The sequence below is a fragment of the Arcicella sp. genome, from assembly GCF_964672035.1.
In genome coordinates this window covers 1-26,053 of record NZ_CBABQS010000055.1, presented here as the reverse complement: position 1 = coordinate 26,053, position 26,053 = coordinate 1, and the positions used below count along the sequence as shown (strand labels likewise).

14 protein-coding genes are annotated in these 26,053 nt (G+C 37.1%); 4 read left to right on the top strand and 10 right to left on the bottom strand.

Annotation, left to right across the window (positions count from 1 at the left end):
* Positions 1 to 2: 2 nt before the first annotated feature.
* Positions 3 to 5,345, bottom strand: a complete 5,343-nt coding sequence (locus AC1W31_RS14300) for a M36 family metallopeptidase (protein ID WP_481735149.1) — start codon at positions 5,343 to 5,345, stop codon at positions 3 to 5.
* A 557-nt stretch (positions 5,346 to 5,902) separates the two neighbouring features.
* Entirely contained in the window at positions 5,903 to 6,043 is a 141-nt protein-coding gene (locus tag AC1W31_RS14295) for a DUF2256 domain-containing protein (protein WP_481735148.1), read from the bottom strand.
* 73 nt (positions 6,044 to 6,116) lie between these two features.
* Between AC1W31_RS14295 and AC1W31_RS14290 the strand changes: the two genes are divergently transcribed.
* Positions 6,117 to 6,539: an acyl-CoA thioesterase gene (locus tag AC1W31_RS14290; protein WP_481735147.1), complete on the top strand. Its 423-nt coding sequence runs from the start codon at positions 6,117 to 6,119 to the stop codon at positions 6,537 to 6,539.
* A 166-nt stretch (positions 6,540 to 6,705) separates the two neighbouring features.
* Here AC1W31_RS14290 and AC1W31_RS14285 read toward each other — a convergent pair whose 3' ends face one another.
* On the bottom strand, positions 6,706 to 7,365 hold the full coding sequence (locus tag AC1W31_RS14285; protein ID WP_481735146.1) for a phosphatidylserine decarboxylase family protein: 660 nt from the start codon (positions 7,363 to 7,365) through the stop codon (positions 6,706 to 6,708).
* Between the two features lie 158 nt (positions 7,366 to 7,523).
* On the opposite strand from AC1W31_RS14285, the gene AC1W31_RS14280 reads away from it, so the two are divergent.
* Complete coding sequence (locus AC1W31_RS14280) at positions 7,524 to 8,072, top strand: RNA polymerase sigma factor (protein WP_481735145.1); 549 nt, start codon at positions 7,524 to 7,526, stop codon at positions 8,070 to 8,072.
* Between the two features lie 75 nt (positions 8,073 to 8,147).
* Positions 8,148 to 9,725: a porin family protein gene (locus AC1W31_RS14275; protein WP_481735144.1), complete on the top strand. Its 1,578-nt coding sequence runs from the start codon at positions 8,148 to 8,150 to the stop codon at positions 9,723 to 9,725.
* Between the two features lie 66 nt (positions 9,726 to 9,791).
* On the opposite strand, the gene AC1W31_RS14270 is transcribed toward AC1W31_RS14275, so the two are convergent.
* The 3 genes from AC1W31_RS14270 to AC1W31_RS14260 all read right to left on the bottom strand — a co-directional run bounded on the left by AC1W31_RS14270 (position 9,792) and on the right by AC1W31_RS14260 (position 13,460).
* Positions 9,792 to 10,880 carry a type III polyketide synthase gene (locus AC1W31_RS14270; RefSeq protein ID WP_481735143.1) on the bottom strand — a complete coding sequence of 363 codons (1,089 nt, stop codon included), beginning with the start codon at positions 10,878 to 10,880 and terminating at the stop codon, positions 9,792 to 9,794.
* A 129-nt stretch (positions 10,881 to 11,009) separates the two neighbouring features.
* Positions 11,010 to 11,774 carry an alpha/beta hydrolase gene (locus AC1W31_RS14265; protein ID WP_481735142.1) on the bottom strand — a complete coding sequence of 255 codons (765 nt, stop codon included), beginning with the start codon at positions 11,772 to 11,774 and terminating at the stop codon, positions 11,010 to 11,012.
* 84 nt (positions 11,775 to 11,858) lie between these two features.
* Positions 11,859 to 13,460 carry an MFS transporter gene (locus AC1W31_RS14260; RefSeq protein WP_481735141.1) on the bottom strand — a complete coding sequence of 534 codons (1,602 nt, stop codon included), beginning with the start codon at positions 13,458 to 13,460 and terminating at the stop codon, positions 11,859 to 11,861.
* A gap of 258 nt (positions 13,461 to 13,718) precedes the next feature.
* Here AC1W31_RS14260 and uxuA point away from each other — a divergent pair, with 258 nt between their 5' ends.
* On the top strand, positions 13,719 to 14,909 hold the full coding sequence (gene uxuA / locus AC1W31_RS14255; RefSeq protein WP_481735140.1) for a mannonate dehydratase: 1,191 nt from the start codon (positions 13,719 to 13,721) through the stop codon (positions 14,907 to 14,909).
* Positions 14,910 to 14,989: 80 nt separating this feature from the next.
* On the opposite strand, the gene tamL is transcribed toward uxuA, so the two are convergent.
* The 4 genes from tamL to AC1W31_RS14235 all read right to left on the bottom strand — a co-directional run bounded on the left by tamL (position 14,990) and on the right by AC1W31_RS14235 (position 25,372).
* Positions 14,990 to 17,365: a translocation and assembly module lipoprotein TamL gene (gene tamL, locus AC1W31_RS14250; RefSeq protein ID WP_481735139.1), complete on the bottom strand. Its 2,376-nt coding sequence runs from the start codon at positions 17,363 to 17,365 to the stop codon at positions 14,990 to 14,992.
* A 116-nt stretch (positions 17,366 to 17,481) separates the two neighbouring features.
* Complete coding sequence (locus tag AC1W31_RS14245; RefSeq protein ID WP_481735138.1) at positions 17,482 to 22,473, bottom strand: translocation/assembly module TamB domain-containing protein; 4,992 nt, start codon at positions 22,471 to 22,473, stop codon at positions 17,482 to 17,484.
* Positions 22,474 to 22,625: 152 nt separating this feature from the next.
* Complete coding sequence (locus AC1W31_RS14240; RefSeq protein WP_481735137.1) at positions 22,626 to 23,351, bottom strand: hypothetical protein; 726 nt, start codon at positions 23,349 to 23,351, stop codon at positions 22,626 to 22,628.
* A 197-nt stretch (positions 23,352 to 23,548) separates the two neighbouring features.
* Entirely contained in the window at positions 23,549 to 25,372 is a 1,824-nt protein-coding gene (locus AC1W31_RS14235; RefSeq protein WP_481735136.1) for an alpha-amylase family glycosyl hydrolase, read from the bottom strand.
* Between the last annotated feature and the right edge of the window lie 681 nt (positions 25,373 to 26,053).

Genomic DNA, 26,053 nt, shown 5'->3' with positions numbered 1-26,053 from the left:
TATTAAAGTCCCGTCTGCAATCTACTGCTTGTCGTACTATGAATTATTTTGGCATTAGTTCTGATTTCTACATTTTTGGCAACGCCCAAGTTAAGAATGGTTACATTATGATTATTGTTGATAATCACATTGTCTCCTGCTAATGGGCTTCTGCCCACATCCCACGTCGAACTGCTTTCCCAATTACCTGAAATAATGCTGATAACCGTTGTGCCCATTCTACTTCCTTGAAATTCATAGGCTCCCATGTCAACAATACTGCCGTTATATCTTCTTAAATTTCCGATTAAATCTTTGTCAGTAAATGATAGAGTGCTATTATCTCCTGCATCAATGGCTGGAGAAGTATTGGTTAATTGGTAATTCCCCGATGTATTGGGTGACAATCCGTAGTGCGTTGGATTAACAAATTGCGGGTTCAGATTCAAGTTGCCGATACCTGGAGATCCACCCTCCACGATGCTGTTTGAAGAAATTGATTGGGTATCATTAAAGGGAGAAATATTACCCCACAAAATACAGTTTTTAATGACTGGGCTACTTAATGAATTAAAAATTGCTCCGATATTTCCACCATTTCCTGCAATCGTTACGTTAGTTAATGTTGGACTGGAAACGTTGTTGTACATCCCTCCACCCTCGGCTTTATTGCCCGCAATCAACACATTATTGTAAATTCCATTGCTTCCAAGATTATACACCCCTCCTCCAAAGGTTGATTCATTCCCCATGATTATACAATTTATAACGGTTGGAGTACTATTATTGGTAGCAAAAATACCTGCCCCGATAGTAGCTTTATTGTTGATAATTTTGCAATTGATAATCGTTGGCGAGCTTCCATTATCCAAGGCTATTCCTCCTCCATCGTTGATTGAAACGGGTACAATACTTGAGGACGGATAAATAATGCTACTCGGAGGAGTGTAATTAGAGTTTCCATCGCTAATGGTAAATCCATCCAAGCGAGTGGTATTATTTGCTCCATTGAAATATACTACGTGGTAAGAATTGTCTTGCGGGTTGGCAATTGAACCAATTTCACCACTCAGAATCGTTGTATTCATGGTGAAATTTCTTTGATTTTGAGTTAATTCCGTTCCAACGAAACCACCATATACCCTTGCACCACTCGGAATGGTGAACGATATGGTTTTGGTACTGGCATTGGTGGGCTTATATGTTCCTTGAGCTACCCAAATTTCTGAACCTGTGGGAGCGGAGGAAAGGGCAGTTTGTAGATTGCCATAAGCCGTTGCCCACGAATTTCCATTTTGAACGGATGCGGCAATATTGGCAATATTTACATACACAAGCACGCCACTGCTCGGAATATTTACGATTAGGGTGACATCATTACTCTTGGCACTCAAACATACAATTATTCCAACAGTTTGCCGACATTTTGCGTAATATTGCGTAGTTGAGGGTGGGGTAACTGGCATTGTAACCTCCAAATTATCAGCAGTTTGATACCATTTCAAGGCAAATCCTGTACCCGTACAACCCGTAGCCGTGAGGGTTTCGGCTGGGTCGCCCAAAGTCATGGTTGCACCTGTGACAATAGGAGCGGTTGGGGCTAAAATGGTAATTGTGGCAAGACTTGAATTTGCTGCCGTACAAGTTGCGTTCTGAACCACTGCACGGTATTTTGTCGTTTGGGTAAGATTCAAATAATTTTGGGTTATCGTGGTGTTTGCGATCGTGACAATCGTCACAAAATTATCAACCGAAGATTCCCATCGTAAAATAGTTCCTGTGTGTCCTGCTAAAGTCAAAGCTCCCGAATTACTACCCGTACAGACCGTTGCATCTGCCGTTACCGAACCTGCCACCGTTCCATTAGAAACCGTTATGGTGGCAGGACTTGAATTTGTTGCCGTACAAGTTCCATTCTGAACCACCGCCTGGTATTTTGTCGTTTGGGTAAGATTCAAATAATTTTGGGTTATCGTGGTGTTTGCGATCGTGACAATCGTCACAAAATTATCAACGGAAGATTCCCATCGTAAAATAGTTCCTATGTGTCCTGCTAAAGTCAAAGCTCCCGAATTACTACCCGTACAGACCGTTACATCTCCTGCCACCGTTCCATTAGAAACCGTTATGGTGGCAGGACTTGAATTTGCCGCCGTACAACTTCCACTCTGAAGCACCGCCCGGTATTTTGTCGTTTGGGTAAGATTCAAATAATTTTGGGTAGTTGTAGTATTGGTAATCATTATGATGGTCGTAAAATTATCAATTGAAGATTCCCATCGTAAGATAGTTCCTGTGTGTCCTGCTAAGGTTAAAGTTCCCGAATTACTACCCGTACAGACCGTTGCATCTGCCGTTACTGAACCTCCTACTGAATTGATAATATTAAACGTTGTGGTTGCTCGACATAATGGACGTGCTGCGGTTGCAACGTAAAAAGGAGTTGAGCCCACGGTTGCAGTGTTTGGAATACCCGAACCTGCCACTCCGATTGGATTAAAAACTTCTCCCGTGAATATGGCTACCCCTCCCGTGGGCGTTGTAAACCAATTGTTTACTCCACCTGGGAAAATAGGAGTTCCACTGGTAAGGGTGAAAGTACCCGTAACGCCATTATTGAATGTACCAACTACCAATACGTAAGTAGTACCCGCTACGAGATTATGCGTTAATTTTGATGAAAACGTCAGAAGCCCACTGTCATCATCACCTCGCAAAAAGTTAGTTGCCGGTGAAGCAGGATTAAATGAAGTCTGATATAAAGTAAGATAAGTATCGTAAATATCGGCATCTGTTAGGTTTGCTGCCGTTATTTCAAATGTTGTAGCACCAGAAGCCGGAGCAACAAAAGAAATGGTTTTATAAAACACTGCTGTACCAATACCTGATGCAGTATAAGTAGTTACATTATTACCAATACCCCTGTTATAAGTTGCTCCCGAAATAATACTACTGCTGACATTATTTCGAAGTGCCGTTGGAACAACCAACCCTTCACCGATGGGAACGGTGGTATTTTGGCAAATGTTATAAGTAGCAACGGTTGGTACTAACACAGGATTTACAGTAACAATCACGGGTTGTTGAGCGGGTGTTCCTCCACAGGCGTCAGGGCTAATCGTGAAAAAGTACGTTACCGCCACAGGAGCAGTTGTCGTATTTATCAACGTTTCATTAATAGTTGCGGTACTGGCACTTCCAGTAGGATTACTGATTCCTGAAACCGCTGCCCGAGTCCAAGCAAAAGTAAAAGTTCCAACAGATCCTGTAGTAGCGGTATAAGCGAAGGGACTATTTGAGCATACAGTCGCTGAATTTGGAGAGCTTAATCCTGGTCCAGAGATTGGTGTGAAATCTTCCGTTACGATACGGTCGTTAGAAGATACTCCCGTTGAAGCCAACGCTCCTAAGCCTCGGCGAGTAAAAGCTCTACTAATAGCACAACGATAACGACCCCCAAAAAGCATTTGGTCGGCTTGCAAAATAGCATCACGAGATTGCACAAAACTGGGGCTACAAGGCTGTAAACGCAATCCTTCGTTTACCAATTTCAAGGCGGCAATATTGCCTTTATAATTAGGGTCTGAAATACTGGTAGGCACATTATAAATATTAGGAGCTATGAAATTATCCTGCAATATAATCTCCCAAGTCATATCCCAAAGCATGGTTGCCCAAATTGAACCAATCCCGTGTGGTTGAGAAAATACGTCTGAATTGCCAACACCCGCATACGTTACGATATTATTGACATTGGTTTTATCGTAAGAATAACGAAAAGGACGAATTCCTGCGCCTGTGGAAGTCTGCCCCAAAACGTAAGTACCTATGCCACGGGGAATATTGGCACTTGCCACCGTTGGGGTTAAGGCTGACCAATCGGTGATAGTCATTAATGCAATATAATCAGACCAACCTTCACCCGCTTGTTCGGCATTTTGAAGACAGTTTACGATGGAAGGACCACCCGTAAGACGATTTGACCAACCGTGTCCGTATTCGTGAGCAATAACGCCATTATCAAAATCAGAGTCGGGCTGATAAGCAGGGTTTCCTGCATTACTGAAAATAAACATTTGCATCCGTGGATTGCTTCCATCGGCAGGGGTGGCAAAATTGGCGTTGTTTGTTCCACTGCCATCTTGGGCATCGGCAAAAACAAAATCGTTTCCAGCTCCCCCTCTACCTAAATTACTTTTTTGGAAATTGCCCCCTGGTTCATCAAAACCGTATTTCCAAAGCACATCGTGCATCACATTATTCCAATAATACATATTGGTAATAGCGGCATCTAAGTTTGCGGCTGCCGTTCCTGTGGCTTGGGTATAGGAATAGTTAAAATCTAAAGTAGCCGAGCTTGGACTTGAGCCAATTGTAGTTTCATTGTCATTGGCTATATCGTCTTTTGCATCTACATTATTTCCTTTGGTGTTGGTAAACTGAGTTATACCGTCATCATGCCAGCCATTGGTTGCACCAGGTCCCGTACCAGTTGGAACAAATTTAGTATAAGGACTTGATACTACTGTACGAGCGCCAAAAGTAGGGGCTTCTAACGGATAGTCAAATACGTTATAAGTATTGCCTAACAGTAATTTTGAGTCAGTTGTTGGCACTTTGTTATCTATACAGATGTGGGGGGCTTTATTGTGTTCGGGTGTGCCAAAATTACAATGAATCACATCATCGGAAGTTCGTAAAATATTGCCCGAAAGTGCATCTACGTGAGTATTCCAAATATTTTTACCATCTTTTGTGCATATTCTAACATTCCAAATAAGCACAATTTTTGATTTTTTTTTCTCGCCTTCAATGCTTTCATAAGGTAACCAGTAGAGTTTTACGTCAATTTTATCATTTGAAATGCCAGGATCGAGGTACGAAACTTTATTAATTTTTCCATTGGAAAGTAAGGTCTTATTAACTTCTGACGTAGTACTACTTGGTGTAAGGTTCACACTTGCTGCCGCTTTTTGTAAGGCTTTAATCGGACTAATTTTCGTAAAAACCAATCCAGTAGGTACTTGTGAAGCCAAATTAGCCACGAAGCTATTGGCTACATATCCAACCTGACCGTTATTTAGCGTAACGCTTATCAATCCATTATATACTTCAACCGATTGATAAGTTTGGTTGAAATAAACATGATACCAACCCGTTGTTGGCGAAAGATAAGCACTCGAAACGCTCATTTCAGCAATATCCGTAGCCGATAATTTCTCTCTAATTGCATTGGCGGTGAGGTAATTTTTTGCAGTAGCGATTTCAGTTTGTGCTTGTACTGAGCTGGACAGGAAGGCTAATAAAAGTGTAAAAATAATATTTGCCAACAAACCTTGATTTTTGATTTGGAAAATGTGTTTCATGGGTTTGAATCGGGAGGTACCGTTTGAAAGTTACTACTTATTTATTACAAAAGAATTTACAATAAAACGTAAGATAACAGTTTTAAGAAGTAAGAATGGATAAATAAAAAGGATAACAAGTTTACATTAATTCGTAACTTTCTTTAATTCCAATGCTTAATATTGCTTTGATAATTTATTATACGGTATTTTCATGTATTTTCCGTGAAAAATAGGTGAAAAAATGCTGTAGAGTAACGTCTTATTTTTCGAAATAATTAATTTAAGATATATCTACATTTAGTATAGGTATCCGTTAGTAAGTAGTATTTTATGTTTGAGATAGTTTGCTGATTAATAGCGACTTGCAGCACTAATCCCTATTTATTTTCAATATTACCATAGATATTTCAGAACTTTACAATTATGAAAGATAGAAATAAGAATTTAGCTATTTTCGAGCATAGAGAGTGGTTGACCGAAATAGGGACTTCCAGTGTATGAAAAGTAGTATCTAAGTAGTTTAAATTCAATATTTTATGAATTAATAAGATCGTCTTTTTATTTCAAAATAGGTGTTATTTTTTGTCATTTCGACATCTGTCCGAACAATATTTTACTTCTTCCCAAACTTTTTCCCACTTTTTTCGCCAAGTAAACGGTCGTGCGCAAATTACACAGATTTTGGTTGGGAGATCGGATTTCTTTTTTGTTTTCATGCTAACACAACTATCAAATCTAAAAACTTGTTATTTTCGACAAATAATTTCGCATAATAAACCAAATAAAAAAATGTCAGACTTACTTAAAAACTATACCAGTATTATCGAACAAACCGTTCAATGGGGCGATATGGATGCCGCCCAGCACATAAATAATACCGTTTATTTCAAGTATTTTGAGTCAGCTCGCATCGCTCTTTTTAGTGAAATTGGATTCATGGATTTCTCGGGTGATGATGGCGTTGGTCCAATTTTAGCTGAGACTACTTGCCAATACAAAGTGCCGTTAACTTTCCCTGATACTATCAAGATCACCGCACGAATATTGCCCGAATCAATCAGTGAATATGGCTTCTTGATGCAACACTTAGTTTACAGTGAAAAACTCCAAAGAATTGCCGCCGAAGGAACGTCTCGCATTGTTTGTTATGATTATAAAAACAAACAAAAATCTTTGATTTCAAGCGAATTACGTGAAAAATTGACTATCTAACAGGTCGCCTAATAATGAATTTTTCAATAATATCAACGTTGAAAATAGCAATCGACCCAATGAAAATTTGAAGTATTCGGGGATTGGTTTGTTGGTATGGTAATTTTGGGTAATAAAAAAGGTGGCTAAAAATCAATTTCAGCCACCTTTTTGATATTTTAAAAATCTACGCTAACTCCGCAATCACCGTTTCTCCGCCCACGGGAGTATCATCTAATTTCACCAAAATCTTGGCGCTCAAAGGCAAATAAATATCTACTCTGGAGCCAAATTTGATAAATCCAAACTCTTTTCCTTGTTCAACGGCTGTTCCGACTTCTACGTACCAACAAATTCTACGTGCCAAAGCGCCCGCAACTTGTCTGAAAAGTACTTCCGTTCCATTGGTGTGTTTGGTCACGATGGTTGTTCTTTCATTATCCGTACTCGATTTAGGATGCCAAGCTACCAAGAATTTGCCAGGGTGATATTTAAAATAAGAAATAATCCCTGAAATCGGATTGAAATTTATATGCACATTTATCGGTGACATAAAAATTGAGACTTGGCGACGAGCATCTTTGAAATATTCTGTCTCCACAACCTCTTCAATTACAACGACCTTGCCATCGGCAGGAGCAATAATATGTTTAGGGTTTTGAATCGTGGTACGCTTAGGTACACGGAAAAATTGAAGCACGATTATTGCTAAAATTATGCTCAAAAACACTACGATTTTACGAAGTGTATCATTTTCTGGAAAAAAATAAGCTGTAGCACCGTTTAGAAGTATCAAAAATAGGGTGGTTACCAAGATAGTTCCTTTGCTTTCTCTATGAATCGTCATTGTTTTTAGGATGTTATTTTGACAAAGTTACGGAAAATCTCTGAATTTTGAATTTCTTTAAACTCAACGCAACCATTTACTAAAATTATCCGTATTTTGTTCAATTATTGATAGTGCGACTCGGAGAAATAGTTTACTTTTAGCCACAGTACCATCAAATGTCCATTGCCATAGATCGCAACCATACACTCGAAACCCTGCTGGAAGGTTGCCGAATTGGCAACCCTAAAAGTCAAGAATTGCTTTATAGGCAGTTTTATGGCTATGCTATGGGTGTTTGTTTGCGTTATACTCGTACCCATGACGAAGCCATCGAAATTGTCAATGATGGTTTTATCAAGGTTTTTACTCATGCCGATAAAGTCGATTTAACAAAGTCTTTTAAAAATTGGCTAAGGAAAATAATGGTTAATACCGCCTTGGATTATTACCGTCAAAACCATAAGCATTATAACCACGACGATATTCAAGCGGCTGAATATTTGGTAAGTGATGGTAAAGATGCTTCCTCAGATTTATCCTACGAAGAACTTTTAGGATTCGTACAAAAATTATCACCCGCCTACAGAACTGTTTTTAGCCTATTTGTAATTGATGGATATTCACACGAAGAAATTGGCGGTATGCTGAAAATTTCGGTTGGCACGTCTAAATCAAATTTGGCAAGGGCAAGAATTAATTTAAGAGAAATGTTGAGTAAAGAATAATGAAGTTGGCAGATATAACTGGAGTAAGATTTTATTGCCAGCTAAGTTTAGAACCATTAACAAATAAAAAATAAAATGTCAGAAAAGTGGTGGGATATGTCCGATGATGAACTGGATGACCTTTTCAGAGATGCCTCTGATAAGGTTGATGTCCCGTTTGAATCATCGTCGTTCGACAAACTCCGACAAAAAATAGACATACAACGTAAACCTGAGCTTCCCCAAAGATATAAAAGCAGGTGGTTGGTACTTTTAGCTGGTCTATTTTTGATAGTTGGGGTTGGCTTGGTGTATCATTCCGTAAATAAAAAACAAAGTTTAGTGATTGATTCAAAAGGAGATAATTCAACCGAAATTATAGGAAATATTGAGCAAAAAAACACCATGCAACCTTCAAATCCGTCCTCATCTGTTTCTTCAGAGACAAGTCCAAAAAAAGAAATACAGAAAGAATCACATTCATTAAAACATGAGAATTTACCGAATAATTTAGCAAATCTAAGCAAACAAAAGGAGAGGGTAATTGAAAAATTAAATCCGTTATTGTCTGTTTCGCCAAGAACCGCTCAGCCGTTATCTGTGGAGACACAAACAAAGGCGGAGGGAAATGCTGAAAAGAATGTTCACACAAGGACAGAATCTAACGTAGAACTTTCTGAGAAGGATGGTCATACCAAGACAAAAGAAAATTCTGTAATAACCAACTCTTCTCCAGCAAATACCACTTTGGCAAATAATCAGCCGATAAATAAAAGTCAAAAAAAAGAAAATATTCGTATCTATAATGCTGATAATCAAGTAGTTTTTGCTAAAAATTCAAAAAATAGTAAAGTTAAAAAAGGTAAACATAATGCTTCAAATCCAATGATTTTGGCGCAAAATACTTCGCTGATTATTGAAAATTCAATAATTATTCCAGAGAAAATAGCCTCCGAAAAAATGGTTGATAGAACCAATTTTTACGGGGTGAATGATTTGAAAAATAAAGAATATAAATCACCTTTGTCGGAAATTCCAACGGATTTACCCCCTTATATTGATAGTTTGCCAAAGATAAGTAAATCGCCAAAACTTCGTCATTTTGGTATACGTGTAGCGTTATCACCTGATATAAATTCAATCGAGAATTTAGACTATTCGGCTTTGGGCGGTTCGGTGGGGCTGTTATTTGAATATCGAATTAGTAAGAAACTTGCCTTACAAACGGGCGTTTCCTATTCGAGTAAAAAATACGTTGGCGATTTTGAATATTATCACGCTTGGCCAGATTGGACGAAAGGGCATCCTTCAAAGCCCACGGAGGTAGATGGGAAGTGTAAAGTCATTGATATTCCTATTAATTTACGAGTTAATATTTTTCAAAAACCCCACCAAACTTGGTTTGTTAGCGCTGGGGTTTCATCATACATACTGCTCAATGAAACCTACATTTATAATTACGCTTGGTCGCCCGCAAAAACAAGCGACTGGAGCGATAAGTCAAGTTTTTATTGGAGTACGCTAAATCTCTCGATTGGCTGGGAAAAACAAGTGAGCAAGCATCTAAGCTTTCAAGCGGAGCCGTATTTGAAAACGCCCCTCAAAGGGGTGGGTCGTGGATTGGTAAATCTATACAGTAGCGGAATATTATTTTCAACAAAATATCAGTTTTAGTTTCGACGTTCGGTTTTCGTTGTTTGATCTTCGGTACTCTAAAAATCGAACAACGATAATCGAAGATCAGCATATTTTCAAAACCATAGATTCTAAAGTCAAACCTGGGCCAAAAGCACAGCTCAAAATATTCTTATTATGGTCTGATTTCGTAGCATTTTTCAGTATTTCATTCAAAACAAAAAGTACAGTACAGGATGACATATTTCCGTAATCTCTTAATACTTGGTAAGAATATTTGTTATCCTCTTTCGTAATTTCCAAAGCCGTTTCGATGGCTTCTAAAATTGCCTTTCCTCCTGGGTGCATTGCATATAAATCTATATCCTGATTAGTCATTCCTGCGTTATCTAACAATCTATCAATCAGTGATTTAATTCCCGTTTTTACTAATTTTGGAATATAAGAAGTTAGCGTCATTTCAAAGCCAAAATCTGCTATTTTCCAAGCCATATCTTGTTTGCCTTCAAAGTATAAATCACAGAAAAATGAACGCATTTCAAGGCTCTTTTCTTTTCCTTCTGATTCGATTAAAATAGCGGCAGCTCCATCGGCAAAAAGAGCATTGGATAAAAGAAAATCTTCATCCATTTTTTTTTGAAAATGGAGCGTGCAAAGCTCCACTGAAACCATTAATACTTTTGCTTTTGGGTCGGCTCTACAAATGGTATCTGCCATTTTCAAGCCATTAAAAGCACCGTAACAACCCATAAAATTGATGGCAGTTCGTTGAATGGTAGTGTCTAATCCTAAGGTTGCAATGATTTCAATATCCAGTCCTGGAGCGTACATTCCCGTACAACTTACTGTAATGATATGGGTAATTCCTTTATTTGGAATGTCTTGTTTTAAGTTTTCAATTGCTTTCAGACAAAGCGGTAAAGCATATCCTTGATAGGCGAGCATTCGTTGAGAAATGCTTGGAAATGGTTCTAAATCAACACTTTGTGGATAAAACTGGTATTCAGAAAAATGACTTCCATAGTCCGCTAAGACGGAATATCTTTGCGCAATTTTAGTGGTGCGGTATAGCGCTTTTAGCCTTCTCTGGTCATAATCATTCATTTGTAATGCGGAAGCCATGAATTCCGCAATTTGCATTTGAGGAAAACAATTATCAGGAACGGCTGTGCCAATGGCAGTAATAAAACTCATGTTAAATTGGATTGATATAAACTATAAACATACAAAACGGAAAAAAGTATGCCAGTATTTTCAATTAATATACGAAGAAAATAGATTAGTAGTTGTGTGAATGTTGTTTAGCTTTCCATTTGTGAAAAATTAATTATTTCGTAGATGAGCAATCGTTTTTTCAACCAGTCCTCCATGAGAAGATTCCAAGATAATTAATTGATGATTTTTGAGTCGTTTTGTGAAGGGAAAAATAGTTGAAATAGGAAGTAATTTGTCATATTTTCCCATAATTATTTTAATATTAATGTTCTGACTATTAATAAGTTGTGCTAATTTTTTAAGGTCAAAATTTAACTCTCTAAAACCTATCCAAGAACTATATAATTGTGCTTGTTTTTGGGGTGTATTTACTATCATTTTGGCAAACCTTACAACGCTTTCATGGACAATTCCCATACGTGTCAGCAAGTCTGCAAAGCCATAAAATTTATGGTTGTGTTTAAGTACTTTTTTGAAAATATGGCGAGTAATACGGGAACGAGTTGCTCCGTGATAAAAAGGGTCTTCAGTAATGCCATCCGGGGCCAAGAGCAAGATATTCTCAATCTTGTCCGAAAAGGCTTCAATCGTGGCCAAAGCAAAACGTCCGCCCATGCTGAAACTAATGATGGAGAATTTCTGTATTTGATTTTCTTGTAAAAATTTATCTAAATATTTCTGCCAGATTTCTTTGGTAATGATGGTTTCATTTACTTCACTTTTTCCATGGAAAGGCAAGTCGAAAAGATAGGTAGTGAATTGCTTTTCAAAGGTCTGGGCAAATTTTTGGAAACACGAAAAATCCTGCCCCATTCCATGAAAGGCGAGCAGGATTTTATGGGATTTTCCGATTTTTTGATACTTTAAATTCATTTTAGCTATAAGCTATGAGTTCTGAGTAATGAGTTCTGAGAAAAAAATCTCATTGCGCACGGCTCAAAGCTCATGGCTAAATTATCAATGTCCTTTTCCTCCACTTTTAACCACTTCTTTATCAAAGTCGATGCCTTGTTTGCGCAAAACACCTTGTACGATAATTCCGAAAATGAATAGATAAGTGAAACAGCCCGCCGCTAATAAATAGGATTGCTGAATACCGAACGAATCCGATAATTTACCTTGAATTACGGGAATTATTGAACCACCCAAAATCATCATAATCAAAAATGCCGTTCCTTGATTGGTGAATTTTCCTAATCCTGCCGTGCCCAAAGAGAAAATACTTGGCCATAGAACCGAACAAAATAAACCACCCGAAATTAAACAAAATAGGGCAACTTTACCCGCAGCCATTACGCCAATAATGGTCATAATTGCACCTAATGCCGTGAAAATCAATAAAAGACGAACAGGTTTTTCCTTACTTGCGTAGTAGGCTAAAATCATGACCACGATGCAACTTGCATAAGGTAATAAATCCCAAACGTAGCCACTGTATAATGAATTAACGAGTAAAATAATCGCAAAAGCAACGAACGGAATCACGACAATTAAAATCTTTTTAAGCGATTCTGAAGGATTGAAATTGTTGATGGAAGCTGTCCAACGACCAATCATCATACTGCCCCAAAAAAGTGATATATACTTTGAAATTTCGGAAGAATCCAATTTTTCAGTTTGTTTCAGATATTCTCCTAAATTCGAGCCAATGGTTACTTCCACGCCCACATATACAAAGATGGCAGTCATTCCCAAAATAGCTTGCGGATAACTCAATACTGACTTCGCATTTTCGATAGCACCAGATTTGGTTACGACCGAAAAAATCAAATAGCCAATCATCAAAATAACCATCAAAATAAACGTAAAAATAATAGCAGTTTCAGTTGAAAAAGCAACGGCAACACCTACGCAAAGCGTTAAAAAGGCAAGCGGTAAACCAATCACCACATTGCTCACTTGCACATCCTCATCGTTTTTAATTCTTGGTAATTTAGAACGCCAAAAGTATAATGCCATCAAAGCGAAAAGTACTCCCAAACACAAATATGGTATCTTTACGTCCTCAATAGAAGCATTGGCAGCGGCATCTTTAGAAATTGAACCGAAAATAGCAAACGATACCAAAGCAGGTCCAATTGTTCCGCCTAAATTATTAACCGCACCTCCTAAATTGATTCGTTGAGCACCCGTTTCGGGAGGGCCGAGAGCAATCATAAATGGCTGAGTAGCAGTTTGTTGTAACGAAAATCCAAGACCTACAATAAATAAACCTGCTAATAATAATGGATAAGAAGCTGTTTGAGCGGCAGGATAAAACAACAATGTTCCAACCGCTGAAATTAATAAACCAATGACAATTCCATTTTTGTACCCGATTTTATTGAGAATATCGCCTCCCATCAGTCTTGAAAAAGCCAAATAAAGAATTGAACCAATAAAGTAAGCGGCATAAAAAGCAAAATCAACCAATTGTGCTTGGGTTTGGGTAAGGACAAATTTGTCTTTAAATAGTGGAATCAAAATTCCATTGGATGCCGCCACAAAACTCCAAAAAAACCATACGGTCATGAGGGTGTAAAGAGCGGATTGATTACTTTTAGTTGATTCTTGTGTCATGAAAAATAGAATTTTAGGGGTTTGGTTGATAATTAAGTTTCAAATCTAACATTTTTCAAAGTAAAAATTGTGCATTTCTTCGATTTGTTATTTAGTGTCAAGAATAGCTAATCGGTAATTAATTGCTTGAATATCAGTCAATTATTTGAATATCAAGTAGTTAATTATGGTAAAAAAATCAAATTTATGGGTAAAAAATCACCAAAAACTTCTTTGAATAATTGATATAACTCATAACTAATAACGAGCAACCAAAATATGCCCTTAGAACAAACATTTCGCTGGTTCGGTACAAAAGACCCCGTTCCATTATCTCACATTCGTCAAGCGGGAGCAACGGGAATTGTTACGGCACTCCATCATTTGCCCAACGGTGTTATTTGGACGATTGACGAAATCCTAAAACGTAAACTCGAAATTGAAGCCGCTGGATTAAAATTCTCCGTCGTAGAGAGCGTACCCGTACACGAAGACATTAAAAAACGGTCGGGGAATCATCGTCAATTTATCGAGAATTATAAAACCTCTTTGCTGAATTTGGGGAAAGCGGGCATTGATACGGTTTGTTATAATTTCATGCCCGTTTTGGACTGGACTCGTACCGATTTAGATTTTTCATTGCCCGATGGTTCAACGGCTTTGCGTTTCGATGCGACTGAATTTGCGGCTTTTGAGGTTTATATTTTAAAAAGACCAAACGCCGAGGAAAATTATACGGAACCTCAATTATCGAAAGCAAAAGATTGGTTTGTAAAGGCCTCAGATACCGCAAAAAATAAATTGATTCGTAATATCATTGCGGGTTTGCCTGGTAGCGAAGAAAGTTTTACGGTAGAAGAATTTGCGACTATTTTGCGGGGATATGAAGGCGTTGGCGATAGTGAATTACGCAATAATCTTTACGATTTTCTCCGTGAAATTACGCCTATTGCCGAAGAAGCAGGTATTAATTTAGCCATTCATCCCGATGACCCACCGTATCCAATTTTGGGTTTACCTCGTGTGGTTAGTACAGAATCCGATGCTAAACAAATTTTGCAAGCCTACGAAAGCCCGAATAATGGACTGTGTTTTTGTACGGGCAGTTATGGTGTTCGTCCGGATAATGATTTAGTGGGTATGGTAGAACGCATGGGCAACCGAATTAATTTTATTCATTTAAGAGCTACCAGACGAGATGCCGAAGGAAATTTTCACGAAGCTGACCATTTAGACGGCGATGTGGATATGTACGGAGTGATGAAAGCTTTAGTGTTGGAACAAAAAAGTAGAATGGAATCTGGTAGACAAGATTATCGTTTACCTTTCCGACCTGACCATGGACACAGAATGTTGGACGATTTGAATCCCGAGAAAAGAACAAATCCTGGTTATACAGCCATCGGTCGTTTGCGTGGTTTGGCAGAATTAAGAGGCTTGGAAATGGGAATTTTAAGAAGTATGATGTGATGATTAGGGTAAATTCACTACGTTTTTAAAATATTAACTCTTGCAAGCGTTTAAAACGCTTGCAAGAGTTAATTAAAAAATTAAAACGGATAGCCCACCGCAATATTCAATACTAAATTTTCGCTACGCCAATTGGCATCTTTTAGGTTAAGATACTTCAAAACCCAACGATCATCTTCGGGTCGATAAGGCTTACGCACGGGTGTTGCCAAGTCGAAACGAAGTACTAAATAACTGAAATCCAAACGTAAACCAATGCCCGTTCCAATGGCGATTTGTTTATAAAAATCAGCGCCAAAAACTCCTTCTGGCCCGTAAGCATCCGCATCTTTTTGCATCCAAACGTTGCCTGCATCAATAAAAAATGCCCCGTTGATGTATTTATTGAATTTTGCTCGTAATTCAGTATTAAATTCCAATTTTATATCTCCCGTTTGACTTCCCAAAAATACATTGCTGATTGCCCCCGTTGAACGATAAGCGCCTGGCCCAATACTTCTTGCGACAAAAGCCCGAATACTATTATTGCCACCCGCTGAATATTGTTTAGTAAATGGAAGCGAAAGAGAATTTCCATAAGGCAAACCATAGCCAAGCACAAAACGATTGGCAATTTTTAAGGATTTCGTTACCGCATAGCTGTACCGAACATCTGCATCTAATCGAGCATATTGAGAAATTGGAATACGAAATAACGTTTCGGGTATGCCATTCTGTGAACCAATTTTAGACAATAAATTGGCCAAATTACCCGCCACTTCCACACCGCCCGAAAAGGTAAATTGATGTTTGGAATTAACTCTGGAAGTAGGCGTATAATTCACCGTATAATTAGAACTCATAATAATTCTATCACTTAAAATTTGGTCAAAAGCGGCGGGATTATCACTTCTAAAAATATCTTCAAGGAATGCTTCCGACACATTGGCTTTCACCAAATTCACTGAAATAGGCGTAAATGAGTGTTCCAGCATGTTATTTTGCTTCCAAGCATAACCCATGGTTGCTTTCAAAGAAGTCAGGTCGTATAATCCACCTCTGTTTAAAACTTCATAACCAACGCCAATATTTGTTTTGGGTAAGGCCTGATTTATGGCAGGATTCGTCTTAATAAATGGAATTACAAACCTTGGAATCGTAAGCACTCCTTCGATTGAATATTTATTAGAATTTATCGCTCCGAGGGTTACACTTGCTCCCCCAACTTGAAAATCTAAACCCGCTGTTGCCGTAATTTTCAGAGATTCAGCCCCCCCAAATGTATTTTTATTGAGCCAAGAAATACTCAAATTCGTTCCCGTGAAATTATTAGACTTTGTGCTTGCATTAACATCTATTAAGATAGATTTTGCCTTCAAAGGAGTTAAATAATAGAAGACATCCAGTAAGGCAGAATCTGAACGAGGCACTAAGTTGAAGGTATTTTTTACAAATTTGAAGTTACCATTTAAGTTAATTAACCTCGAAAGTGAAATATCTTGAATGTTACTACTGTATCTGCCACCCCTTCTGAAACCAATTGCCTGAGCAAAAATTTTGGGTTTAAACGAATCGGTTTTGTCATTTACTTTTATGCCCTCAAAAATAACTTCTTTACCCTTATCACTTATTGTGTCGCCCAACATAATTTCACCATAATCCGCTAAAACATGAACGTCCCGAATACGATATATTTTTCGATTAACTTGTGACGTAGAAGGCTTGATTTTTAAAGTTAAATTTACCTTATGATTCCCAATCGAAGAATCTGCTTCAAATAAGATAAAATCGGGCTGAAAATAATAATAACCCCGCCGCTTCAAAACGTTATCAATCCTTGCTCGTTCACCAGAAATAAGTTCAAAACGATAAGGAGAGCCAGTTTTTAAAAAGGAATCTTGGTTTTTTCCATTGTATGCCTTCCCTAAAATAGCGGTATCTTGGGGAGAAATGGTAACACTATCCAAGAAATATCTTTGGTGCAGGGTAGTGGTATAAATTGCGGTGGATTTACGCTTATTATCCGATAATTCACCCGTAGCAAACGAGCGAAAATAGCCTTCATTATTTAGTAAAAAACCAATTTGTTTGACATTGGCAGCCGTCACACTTCTACTCGCCAAAACGGGTGGTTCACCAAATCTTTTTCTGAAAAAACTACTAAACCCTTTATCTCCTTTAGGTTCGCCAAAAAGATAATAAAACCAAACTTTATAAGGAAACCCCAAAAGGGTAGAATTGGGTTTTGGCTTTACAAAATCAGTCAAAATTGTTTCAATATTCTTAATTTCAGTCTTAGAAATTTCAGAATCCGCCATTACTTTTACTTTCGCCCCCACGTATAGACTTTCGCCAGGGGGCAATTTCTTCGTAACCGAACAACTACTCAAAAATAGAGCTAAAATACAGGAAAATAGCCACGGATATATAGACCACGGATGACACGGATTAGACGGATTTTTACGGATTTTATTCATATTAACTTTGGTGAACGTATTTATGGCTTTATTAATAATTAAGGGTACTATTACAATTCGAAAACATCTCATAAAACAATAAAAAATCCGTCAAATCCGTACAATCCGTGGTCTAACTATTTCGTCTTTTTAGTAAAGATTTCTTTGAATTTTCCGTACTCCATCGTTACTGTAAAACCAACACCTGTTTCCACGATAAATCCCTCCAAAACCGATTGGAACTGATTCTTTCGGAAGGCTTTGAATAAATATCTACCATCGTTCGTTAATTTATAATTTACCGTCACGTTATCGAATACTTCGGAAGGATTTCGAGATATTTTTGAGGTATTTTCTAACTCAAAATTTCGCCCAACTTTTACCTCAATTTTATCATTAAAAAAGGCTTTTGATAAGCCTAAACTCAAATCGGTTCGTTTGGCAGATTCTCCATTAAAATAATCTTGGGAAGACGACAAATTTACGTCCAAATCTACGCCTTTTATCAAATCAGAAGCCAATTGGTCTAATTGACTGGATAATAATTTACTCACACTTTGCCGTGCAATTGCCTCTGCATTTACTCCACTGCCACTACTTGAAAAGAAATCAGATGATTTATCCGAGAAAAAACGATTCAGAATCAACAAGGCAAATACCTGCTTATCAATGTTTGCTTTATCGCCATTTTCAGAACCATCATTCAAAATTGTCAACCTTGCTTCAACGGCTTTAATCACCTCTGTCGAAACCGTTAAATTTTGTTCTTTCGATACCTCAATCTTAAACGATGGTACTGGTTTTGATAACTTTCCAGACATCGTTAATAGCACATCAAAATTCATTTTCTGACGGTAAATATCCTGATTACTGTTGGTTTCATTGGTCATTAAATCAAGCGGGGCAGTGCTTGTTTTATAAATGGCAGTGATGTTCACATCTGCATTCATAGGATCGCCCGTCCAGATAATATTACTGCCTTTTTGAATTAAAAATTGGCGTTTTAGCACTTCGTAGGTTAAACCATAATTACCTTCAGTCAAATCATAAGTGCCAAAAATAAACGATTGTCCACTGGCATTTACCCCCGCATTGAGCCGTGCATTACCCTTTACCACCAAATTATCACCATTAATTTCATCCACCACAATCGTCAATTCTGACTTATCATCCGCCTCAATATCAAGGGCAATTTCAGAGACAAAAGTGTTCACAAATATATCTGTATTTATAGAATCTTTTTTGATAGAATCCTTCGGCGGATTCTTCCGATTTACGAATACAACTACGCCTTCACCATTACTTACATCATCCAAACTTGGCACAATGATCGAAATCTTACTGTTTTCTTTCAACTTAATATCACCCTCAATTTTCGCTTTTTCAGAAACGCCCTGCAAGGTCAAATTAGCATCAATAAAGCCTTTTCCGTAGAAAAAATCATTGTCTTTTCGGGTAGAATTTAGCACCATAAAGTTCTTGGCATCCACTGTCAAATCGTATTTTACCAACGGAATATTGGTCAAAACAACCGTGCCATTCACCTTCAAAGGCTGGTTCAAGGTATCACTCACTGTAAACTGATTCAATTTGATTGTTTGCCCTTCAAAAATCAAGTTTTGTTTATCAATCAAATACCGACTTCCCAATTGTGAAACGTCAAAAGCCACTTTATCAAAACTCAAATTTCCATCTAATTGCGGACTTGTTGTTGAACCTTTTATGCTGGCTTTTCCCGACAAAATTCCCTTCGCTCGTCGTAACATTCCGAAGCTAAAAGCCTCAACCGTTTCTGCTCCTAACTTGTTGATATTCAAGTTTAAATCAAGTGAATTTTTGGTTTTCAGATAATAATTTCCCGATAGAGAAAGGTCATTATTCGCACTAATTAACGTAGCTTTGGCGGTAATTTTAGTAGCTGTTTCATTAAAAACATTCACGTCCAAATCACCAATGGCAGTTTTCTGAAAACGGAAATTTTTAATGGCAATATCACCCGAAAATGAAGGCGTTGTCATGTAATTACTCAACAAGATTTTGCCATCAATTTTGCCACTCGCCAACGTTGAATCAGGCGAGAATAATGTCACAAAATTCCGAATATCTAAGCTGTCGGTCGTAACATTGATTGGACCATTTGGCGTATCCGTTGTGCTGTTGACGGAAAGCCTTTCTTGACCACGATTAATGTTGAAATTTCTAATCAACAAACCTGTATTTCCGTAAGCAATGTACCCCGTAGAATCCACTTGCCACGGCGTATAATTCAAGAATAAACCACCTTTTCTTAATTTGATACGATACTGATTATCAACACTTTGCAATAACCCCGCAACGGCATGACGGTCTTTGTCAACCGAATCCTTGAAAGTTGCTTTAAAGGTTGCGGTGTTATTACTCACATCACCCGACAAACTGGTTTTTCTAACCTGAAAATCTGTTAAAACCACTCCATCAAGTCCACCCGAATAGGTTAATGTTGTGGCGTTTCCAGCCATTTTTATCTTCACATTTTTTACCTTAATGGTGTCATATTCTAAATAAGGCATCGTTAAATTTGCCCTAAATATTGTATCCGCCTGACTATCCAAACTTGCCAATAATCGGGTAGTATCCAAGCGGGTCAAACCTGGTGCAAATGTTTGAAGGATTGGATGTTTTACCAGTTTTATGTCCATCTTCAAATTATACGGAGCCGTAACGGGTTTGTAAGCAATATCGGGCAAAACAAAATACTTATTTATCGTTGAAATGAAAATGTCAGAAAGTTGTAAATAATTGAAATTTCCGTTCAAATTCGCCTTCAAAAAAGGAGCGTTTATCGTAATCTTTTTGCCTTCGGGCGAATTGGCAGCGGTCAGCGAAGTATTTTCAATTTTTATTGGTTTCCCATCTTGCAATAAAGTGCCTTCTTTGATAAAAATCGTCCCACTCGGATTGTCAGGATTTGTGTTTGGCATATCAATGTCAATATCGCCCCGAATCCCAATATTATCAGCATAAAAACCTAATGGTTTCAAGTTCAATTGACCAATATTTACGTTCCCTTTCACGCTCGGATATGGTTGCGAAATATCCAATTTTGTATCAATCAAAAGCGTAATGTTTGGGTCTTTGATATTGCTTTTAATCGTGGCAATTTGATTGGCTAAATCAGCCTGCAAAACCACATTTTTATAATCATATCCTCTCAATTCTGCTTGTTCAATGGTACCATCAACGGATACTTTCATGGTCTTTGGGTCAATGCCAATTCCTTTCACTTTTGCCGATAAAGATATTTTGCCAATTTGCTCCGTTTGTTTCAAAAATTTACCCATTTCAAAGCCCTGAAAGGCAATTATTCCTTCGTATTGCTGGTTTTTATTGGCGGTAATATTCACTAAATTCCCCTTGAAAGAAGCATTTCCCAAGTCAGATTTTAGCTTTGTATCCAATAATAAATTAGCCAATTTACCATTAATTTTTCCCACAATGGTCACTCTCTCAGGTAGTTCAACCGAGTTAGGAATTGAACCTTGTGGAGCGATTTTTAAAAGGTCTTTTTTCGTGATAAAAAGCGCTCTCACATCCACATTCAATGACGTTTTATTGACATCAGGAAGACCCGTAATTTGTCCTTGAAAATCCAATTTCGCTTGGTCGAAACCTTTGATAGAAGTTGGGGCAATTTTTAAATTGTCTACCGTTCCAGAAACGGCTCCATTAAATCTCAAAAGTTCATTTTCATTGCCTTTAAACGGAGGCGTTTCTGCCAAATCAGGTACTAATAATAAAATATCTTTAAAAGCTAATTGACTATTTTTTAAGGTAGTTTTCACCCGAACTTTTCCAATATCATTCGTCAATTGGTTCATCGAGGCGTAGGTCAACACCAACTCATTTCTAAGAATGGATTGCGGCGTTTTTAGTAAGAATTTTTTGAGGAAAGTTTGTTTGTCGGTATAGGCAAAATCCGTTTGCAAATTCTGAATTTCAAACCCAGATTTATCTTTAAATGAACCACTATAAATCCAACCCGAAGTTTGCGTAGGGGAGTAGTAAAAACGTTCAGAATTTAGTTTTAAATTACTGATTTTCAAGTCACTATAATTAATTCCTCGCTTTTGCTTAGGAGCATTTAAATCTTGATATTGAATATTATTTCGGTCAAAAACGATTTTATCAACCAATACTTTCCAGTTGTTTGAGGACGCTAAAACGCTGTCAGGGTTTAAAACCCTGCCAGCGTTAATCTTCGTAGGTTTCTTCTTCAAAAAAACAACACTCGCATTGGTATTAAACAAATCAACCGATTTCAAATGTACTTTCTCACCCGACAGATATAATTGGTCACCTTTGGCATTGAGTCTTCCCAATTTTACGGTATTAACCAAACCAGATTCTTCCTCAATAATTTTCCAATTAATACCCTTCACATCCAACTCCTTGAAAGCTAAATCTAAAGTGTCAGACGTTGAAGTTTCAGGAGATGGTTTTGTCGGAATTGAAGAATACAAACGCAAGTTCATACTTCCACCGTTGAGCATTAATTTATCCAAATGATATTTTGAAGTGGCAGGATCAAAGTCTGTAAAAGATGTCTCAGTATTGTCTAAACGCATATTTACATCTACACCCGTAACATCATCCAAATATTTTAGGGATACATTTTTAAGTTTTACATTGGAAATATTGTATTTAAGCGCAACGCCTTTGGCAGTATCGGCAACGATTTTAGGGTCAGTTTTAGGAATAAAAGCATCTAAAATGTAGGCAAAATTGAAGGTAGTATCGGGGAGGGTTCGTTTGATATTCACCTTAATATTTTCAAGATTTATCTCATTGACGGATACTTTATTTTGGAGGATTCCAAGCATATCCATATTCAGATATAACTTTTCTCCCGCTAGTAAAGTATCACCTTTATTATCACTAAAATAAACGCCATCCAACTCAATCCAATCAGGAATTTTGTAGTTTATCTTCTTAATAGTAAATGGTTTATCAATTTTAGTTTTAAGATATGCAACTACTCGATTCGTCAAAAATCTTTGTCCTCCAGAAGTCTGCAAATAGAAAAATACCCCTAAAAAAAGTAGGAATATAGATAATAAAATTATACCAGTTATTTTAAAAAAGTTCTTCATAGATGGTTTAGATATATTTTATAAAATTAAAGAGGCATTTTTACCTCCTTAATTTTATAATTGTGTTAGTCGCTCGCCAGAGGGCAAGTGACCACAAATCATTCAGTTAAAAACTCCATGCAATTCTGTCACAGGCACACCTGTGACAGAATTTATCGCTTGAAAGTAGTTGCATCAAATGCAGGATTAAACACAATATTGGTCGTCAACTTCACATTTCGCTTATCAATGCTACTATAATAAGTCCCAAAGGAAGGATAAATTAATCCATTAGCAGCCGTTGTATAAGTATTATATTCTTTGGTGATTTCCTCGCCTGTTGATAATTTTTCAACCTGTTTTGTTAATAAGTGCGTTACGTTATCAAAATACAAATCATATTTAATATCCTTGCCAGATAATTCAATGTGATGTAATCTTTGAGCTCCCACAACTTCCAAACCAACATACGTAGCAATATATCCTTTGGCTTGATAATTATAAAAAGGAGCAAACATATCGGTCACTTCTCTTTTCATATTCATTTTTTCCTTATCACTCAAATCCTTCGTGTCATACACAATTGCTTTATCACGACTACCCATTGGAACTCTAAAAAAAGCATCCGTTGGGTTGACACCGTAGATAAAATTACGTTTCATAATGGTTTTAGTTTTTAACATCGACACATCTGGAATTGACGATTTTACCTCCATTTCAAAATCACTGGCCGCATTAGATACATAGGACTGCTTGATGGTATAAGTTTTTACTTGATCCCAAAGTTCTCTTCCGCCTGCTGCTTTATAATGAGCATCAAAAACTTCATCCACTGTCTGAGCAAAAATATTAACAACCGATAAGGTCATTAATATCATAATTATGCTTGTTCTTTTCATTGTATTTATTTGTTTACTGGATTAAAATTAACAGAAAATAATACCAAATTTTATTAAAAACCTCTCTAAATGTCGTTATAATTCATTGTAACAACTACGAAAAATGTCTTTAATACGTTTTAATCAAATATATTCTATAATAATTCTTTAATAAAACTTGGGAGTAATTATCAGTTAATCTAACCAATCCCTAATTACTAAATTTCTCTATCCTGCGAAAAAATCAGAGCCGTATATGCAGCGATAGAAATAGTTGAATTAAAGGGCAATTCATCGTATTCGCCCTTTACAGCTTCTGTGTCAGTAGAGGTGAAATTTTCAAATTCCTTATCATATCCTTCCCAGTCGCTATTGAATCGTAATTTCCATATACCATCTTGAGGCATTCCAATAACATAATCATCGTAAGAATTATTCGAAAAATTAAGCACAACAACAGTACTATCTCCTTTTCCACTCACGTGTGAACGATGAAACGCAATTATTTTCCTTTCCTCATCCACCCGAATTATCTGTGTATTTTGACCAGTTAGTCCTTCTGTATTGTTGTTGAAATTCCTACGAAGTTGAATTAAATCCCTGTGTAATTTATTATAACCATTAAATTTCTTCAAACGCTTCCAATCAAGCGGGTCGGTATCAGAAAACCATTTGTCTTCTAATAACTCCTGCCCTTGAAACAACATCGGAATTCCCGCAGCTGTCATCGTTAAGGCAACTCCCAAGGAAGCCCTTTTCTTTGAGTACCAATTATTTACACTACCCGAAGCAATTTCTTCTGCTACACGAGCTTTACCATTGGCAACTTCATCATGTGATTCCGTATAAATAACCCTCTTAAAAGAGTCCATACTATATTTATTCAAAACCGCTAAACATACACTTTCCATATTGCGATTTGCATCCTCTTGCGTAATCAATGCTTCTCGGACAGGATGAACAAAATCAGCATCCCATTGACTCCCAAATCCCAACCCTCCATCTTCACCGATATGGTCAGTTATTGAACTAAGTCCGTGTAAATCCTCGGCAACAGTTAATTTCCATGGATATTTCTCCGCAATTTCACCATTAATCCAACGCAATAAACTAATACCTTCTTGTAAAGTAGTATTAGGGTTTTCATCTGAATTTACGTTTCTTATATAAGGAGTCATATCCATCCGTAAACCATCCGCTCTAAACTCTTCTACCCACATCATGGCATTATCACGAATATATTGTCTTACTTCTGGTCTTCCATAATCAGGACGACTATCACCCCAAGGTGTTTTAGCTCGCCAATCATTATAAAAATAAATTCCGCCCATTCCGTTCTCATTCCAACCATCAAATTGCCATATATCCATATCAGTTGGGCCAAAATGATTATAGACTACATCCAAAATGACGGCAATGCCTTTTTCATGAGCCGCTTTTATTAATGCTTTAAAAGCATCCGCACCTCCATAGACCGATTCAATCGAAAAAGGATAAGCAGGATTGTATCCCCAAGAGAAATCACCAGGAAACTCAAAAGGAGGCATTACCTCAATGGCATTAATTCCTAATTCTTTCAGATAATCTAATTTTTCTATAATTCCATAAAAATTTCCAGGTTTACCTTCTTCTTTAGCATTAAACGTACCCGCATGAAGTTCATAAATAATTATGTTATTCCAGGTCGGCATCTGAAAATTATCATCTCCCCAATCAAAAGCATTTGAATCATACACAATTGAGTTACCAATTGAGTTAGTCATCTGTTTAGCGTATGGATCATTTCTTTGTAATTTTCCAGTAGGTGTATCTAGCGAAAATTTATACTCATCTCCAACCTTAGCTTTGTGTACATTACCACCCCAATATCCATTTTTCTCATGTTCCAATAAATCAGAGCCGTCCTTCCACTTATTAAACCCCCCAACCACACTTACTGATTTGGCATTAGGAGCCCAAACCCTAAAAAAAACACCTTTATTATGGGCTATTGCTCCCATTCCATTCACAATCACTTTCTCAGTTGTAGTAGCTTCTTTCATTTTCTATATTCGATTCGATATGATTTATAACTTGAAGAATGCTTGGAACACATAAAATATATATACCACAACGCTTATATATAAAGCCTTAGATACCAAATCCACACATTTTAATATAGGATGGGGAATATTATCTACAATAAATCATCCTTGTATATCAGAACTTAATGGAGGATAAGCTAATTAGATAGATACTTTAACAATTGAAACTGGAATACGAGGTCATATTTTAAACTAAGGTCACTAATTATCTATATCATAACTTACCCAGCAGTTATTTTCTACCAAAGGGGGATTTTGAGTTATTCAATTTTTGAATTGATGTTTTAGGGAGTTGAAAAATAGGGATATGTATAATCGTCAAGGTATTTACGGGGGTATATTATTTAAAGTTGAGGATAAGATTGCTGGAAGTGTCGACAGTCGGCTTTATTTTTAATTAAAATTGGCTGTAACGATTATGATTAATTGGATTTGTGTTGATTTTGTTTGGGATTTTGGTTTTGTGGGATTGTATTAATTGGGGAAATAATTGTTTGTTTGGTTATAGCTGGTTTGGATTGGTTTATGTTGGTTAATTCTTTGTTATTTTTTTTTTTTACAAGTATGGTGATTTTCAATTGATTAGGAGATACTTTAAAAGATTTTCATTTTTTTTTGCTTTAGAGTTTGGTGGTTTAG

What these genes read in the sequence shown, in the direction of transcription:
- AC1W31_RS14300 (WP_481735149.1), bottom strand. Translation starts at nt 5,345, where the DNA reads ATGAAACACATTTTCCAAATCAAAAATCAAGGTTTGTTGGCAAATATT.
- AC1W31_RS14295 (WP_481735148.1), bottom strand. Translation starts at nt 6,043, where the DNA reads ATGAAAACAAAAAAGAAATCCGATCTCCCAACCAAAATCTGTGTAATT.
- AC1W31_RS14290 (WP_481735147.1), top strand. Translation starts at nt 6,117, where the DNA reads ATGTCAGACTTACTTAAAAACTATACCAGTATTATCGAACAAACCGTT.
- AC1W31_RS14285 (WP_481735146.1), bottom strand. Translation starts at nt 7,365, where the DNA reads ATGACGATTCATAGAGAAAGCAAAGGAACTATCTTGGTAACCACCCTA.
- AC1W31_RS14280 (WP_481735145.1), top strand. Translation starts at nt 7,524, where the DNA reads ATGTCCATTGCCATAGATCGCAACCATACACTCGAAACCCTGCTGGAA.
- AC1W31_RS14275 (WP_481735144.1), top strand. Translation starts at nt 8,148, where the DNA reads ATGTCAGAAAAGTGGTGGGATATGTCCGATGATGAACTGGATGACCTT.
- AC1W31_RS14270 (WP_481735143.1), bottom strand. Translation starts at nt 10,880, where the DNA reads ATGAGTTTTATTACTGCCATTGGCACAGCCGTTCCTGATAATTGTTTT.
- AC1W31_RS14265 (WP_481735142.1), bottom strand. Translation starts at nt 11,774, where the DNA reads ATGAATTTAAAGTATCAAAAAATCGGAAAATCCCATAAAATCCTGCTC.
- AC1W31_RS14260 (WP_481735141.1), bottom strand. Translation starts at nt 13,460, where the DNA reads ATGACACAAGAATCAACTAAAAGTAATCAATCCGCTCTTTACACCCTC.
- uxuA (WP_481735140.1), top strand. Translation starts at nt 13,719, where the DNA reads ATGCCCTTAGAACAAACATTTCGCTGGTTCGGTACAAAAGACCCCGTT.
- tamL (WP_481735139.1), bottom strand. Translation starts at nt 17,365, where the DNA reads ATGAATAAAATCCGTAAAAATCCGTCTAATCCGTGTCATCCGTGGTCT.
- AC1W31_RS14245 (WP_481735138.1), bottom strand. Translation starts at nt 22,473, where the DNA reads ATGAAGAACTTTTTTAAAATAACTGGTATAATTTTATTATCTATATTC.
- AC1W31_RS14240 (WP_481735137.1), bottom strand. Translation starts at nt 23,351, where the DNA reads ATGAAAAGAACAAGCATAATTATGATATTAATGACCTTATCGGTTGTT.
- AC1W31_RS14235 (WP_481735136.1), bottom strand. Translation starts at nt 25,372, where the DNA reads ATGAAAGAAGCTACTACAACTGAGAAAGTGATTGTGAATGGAATGGGA.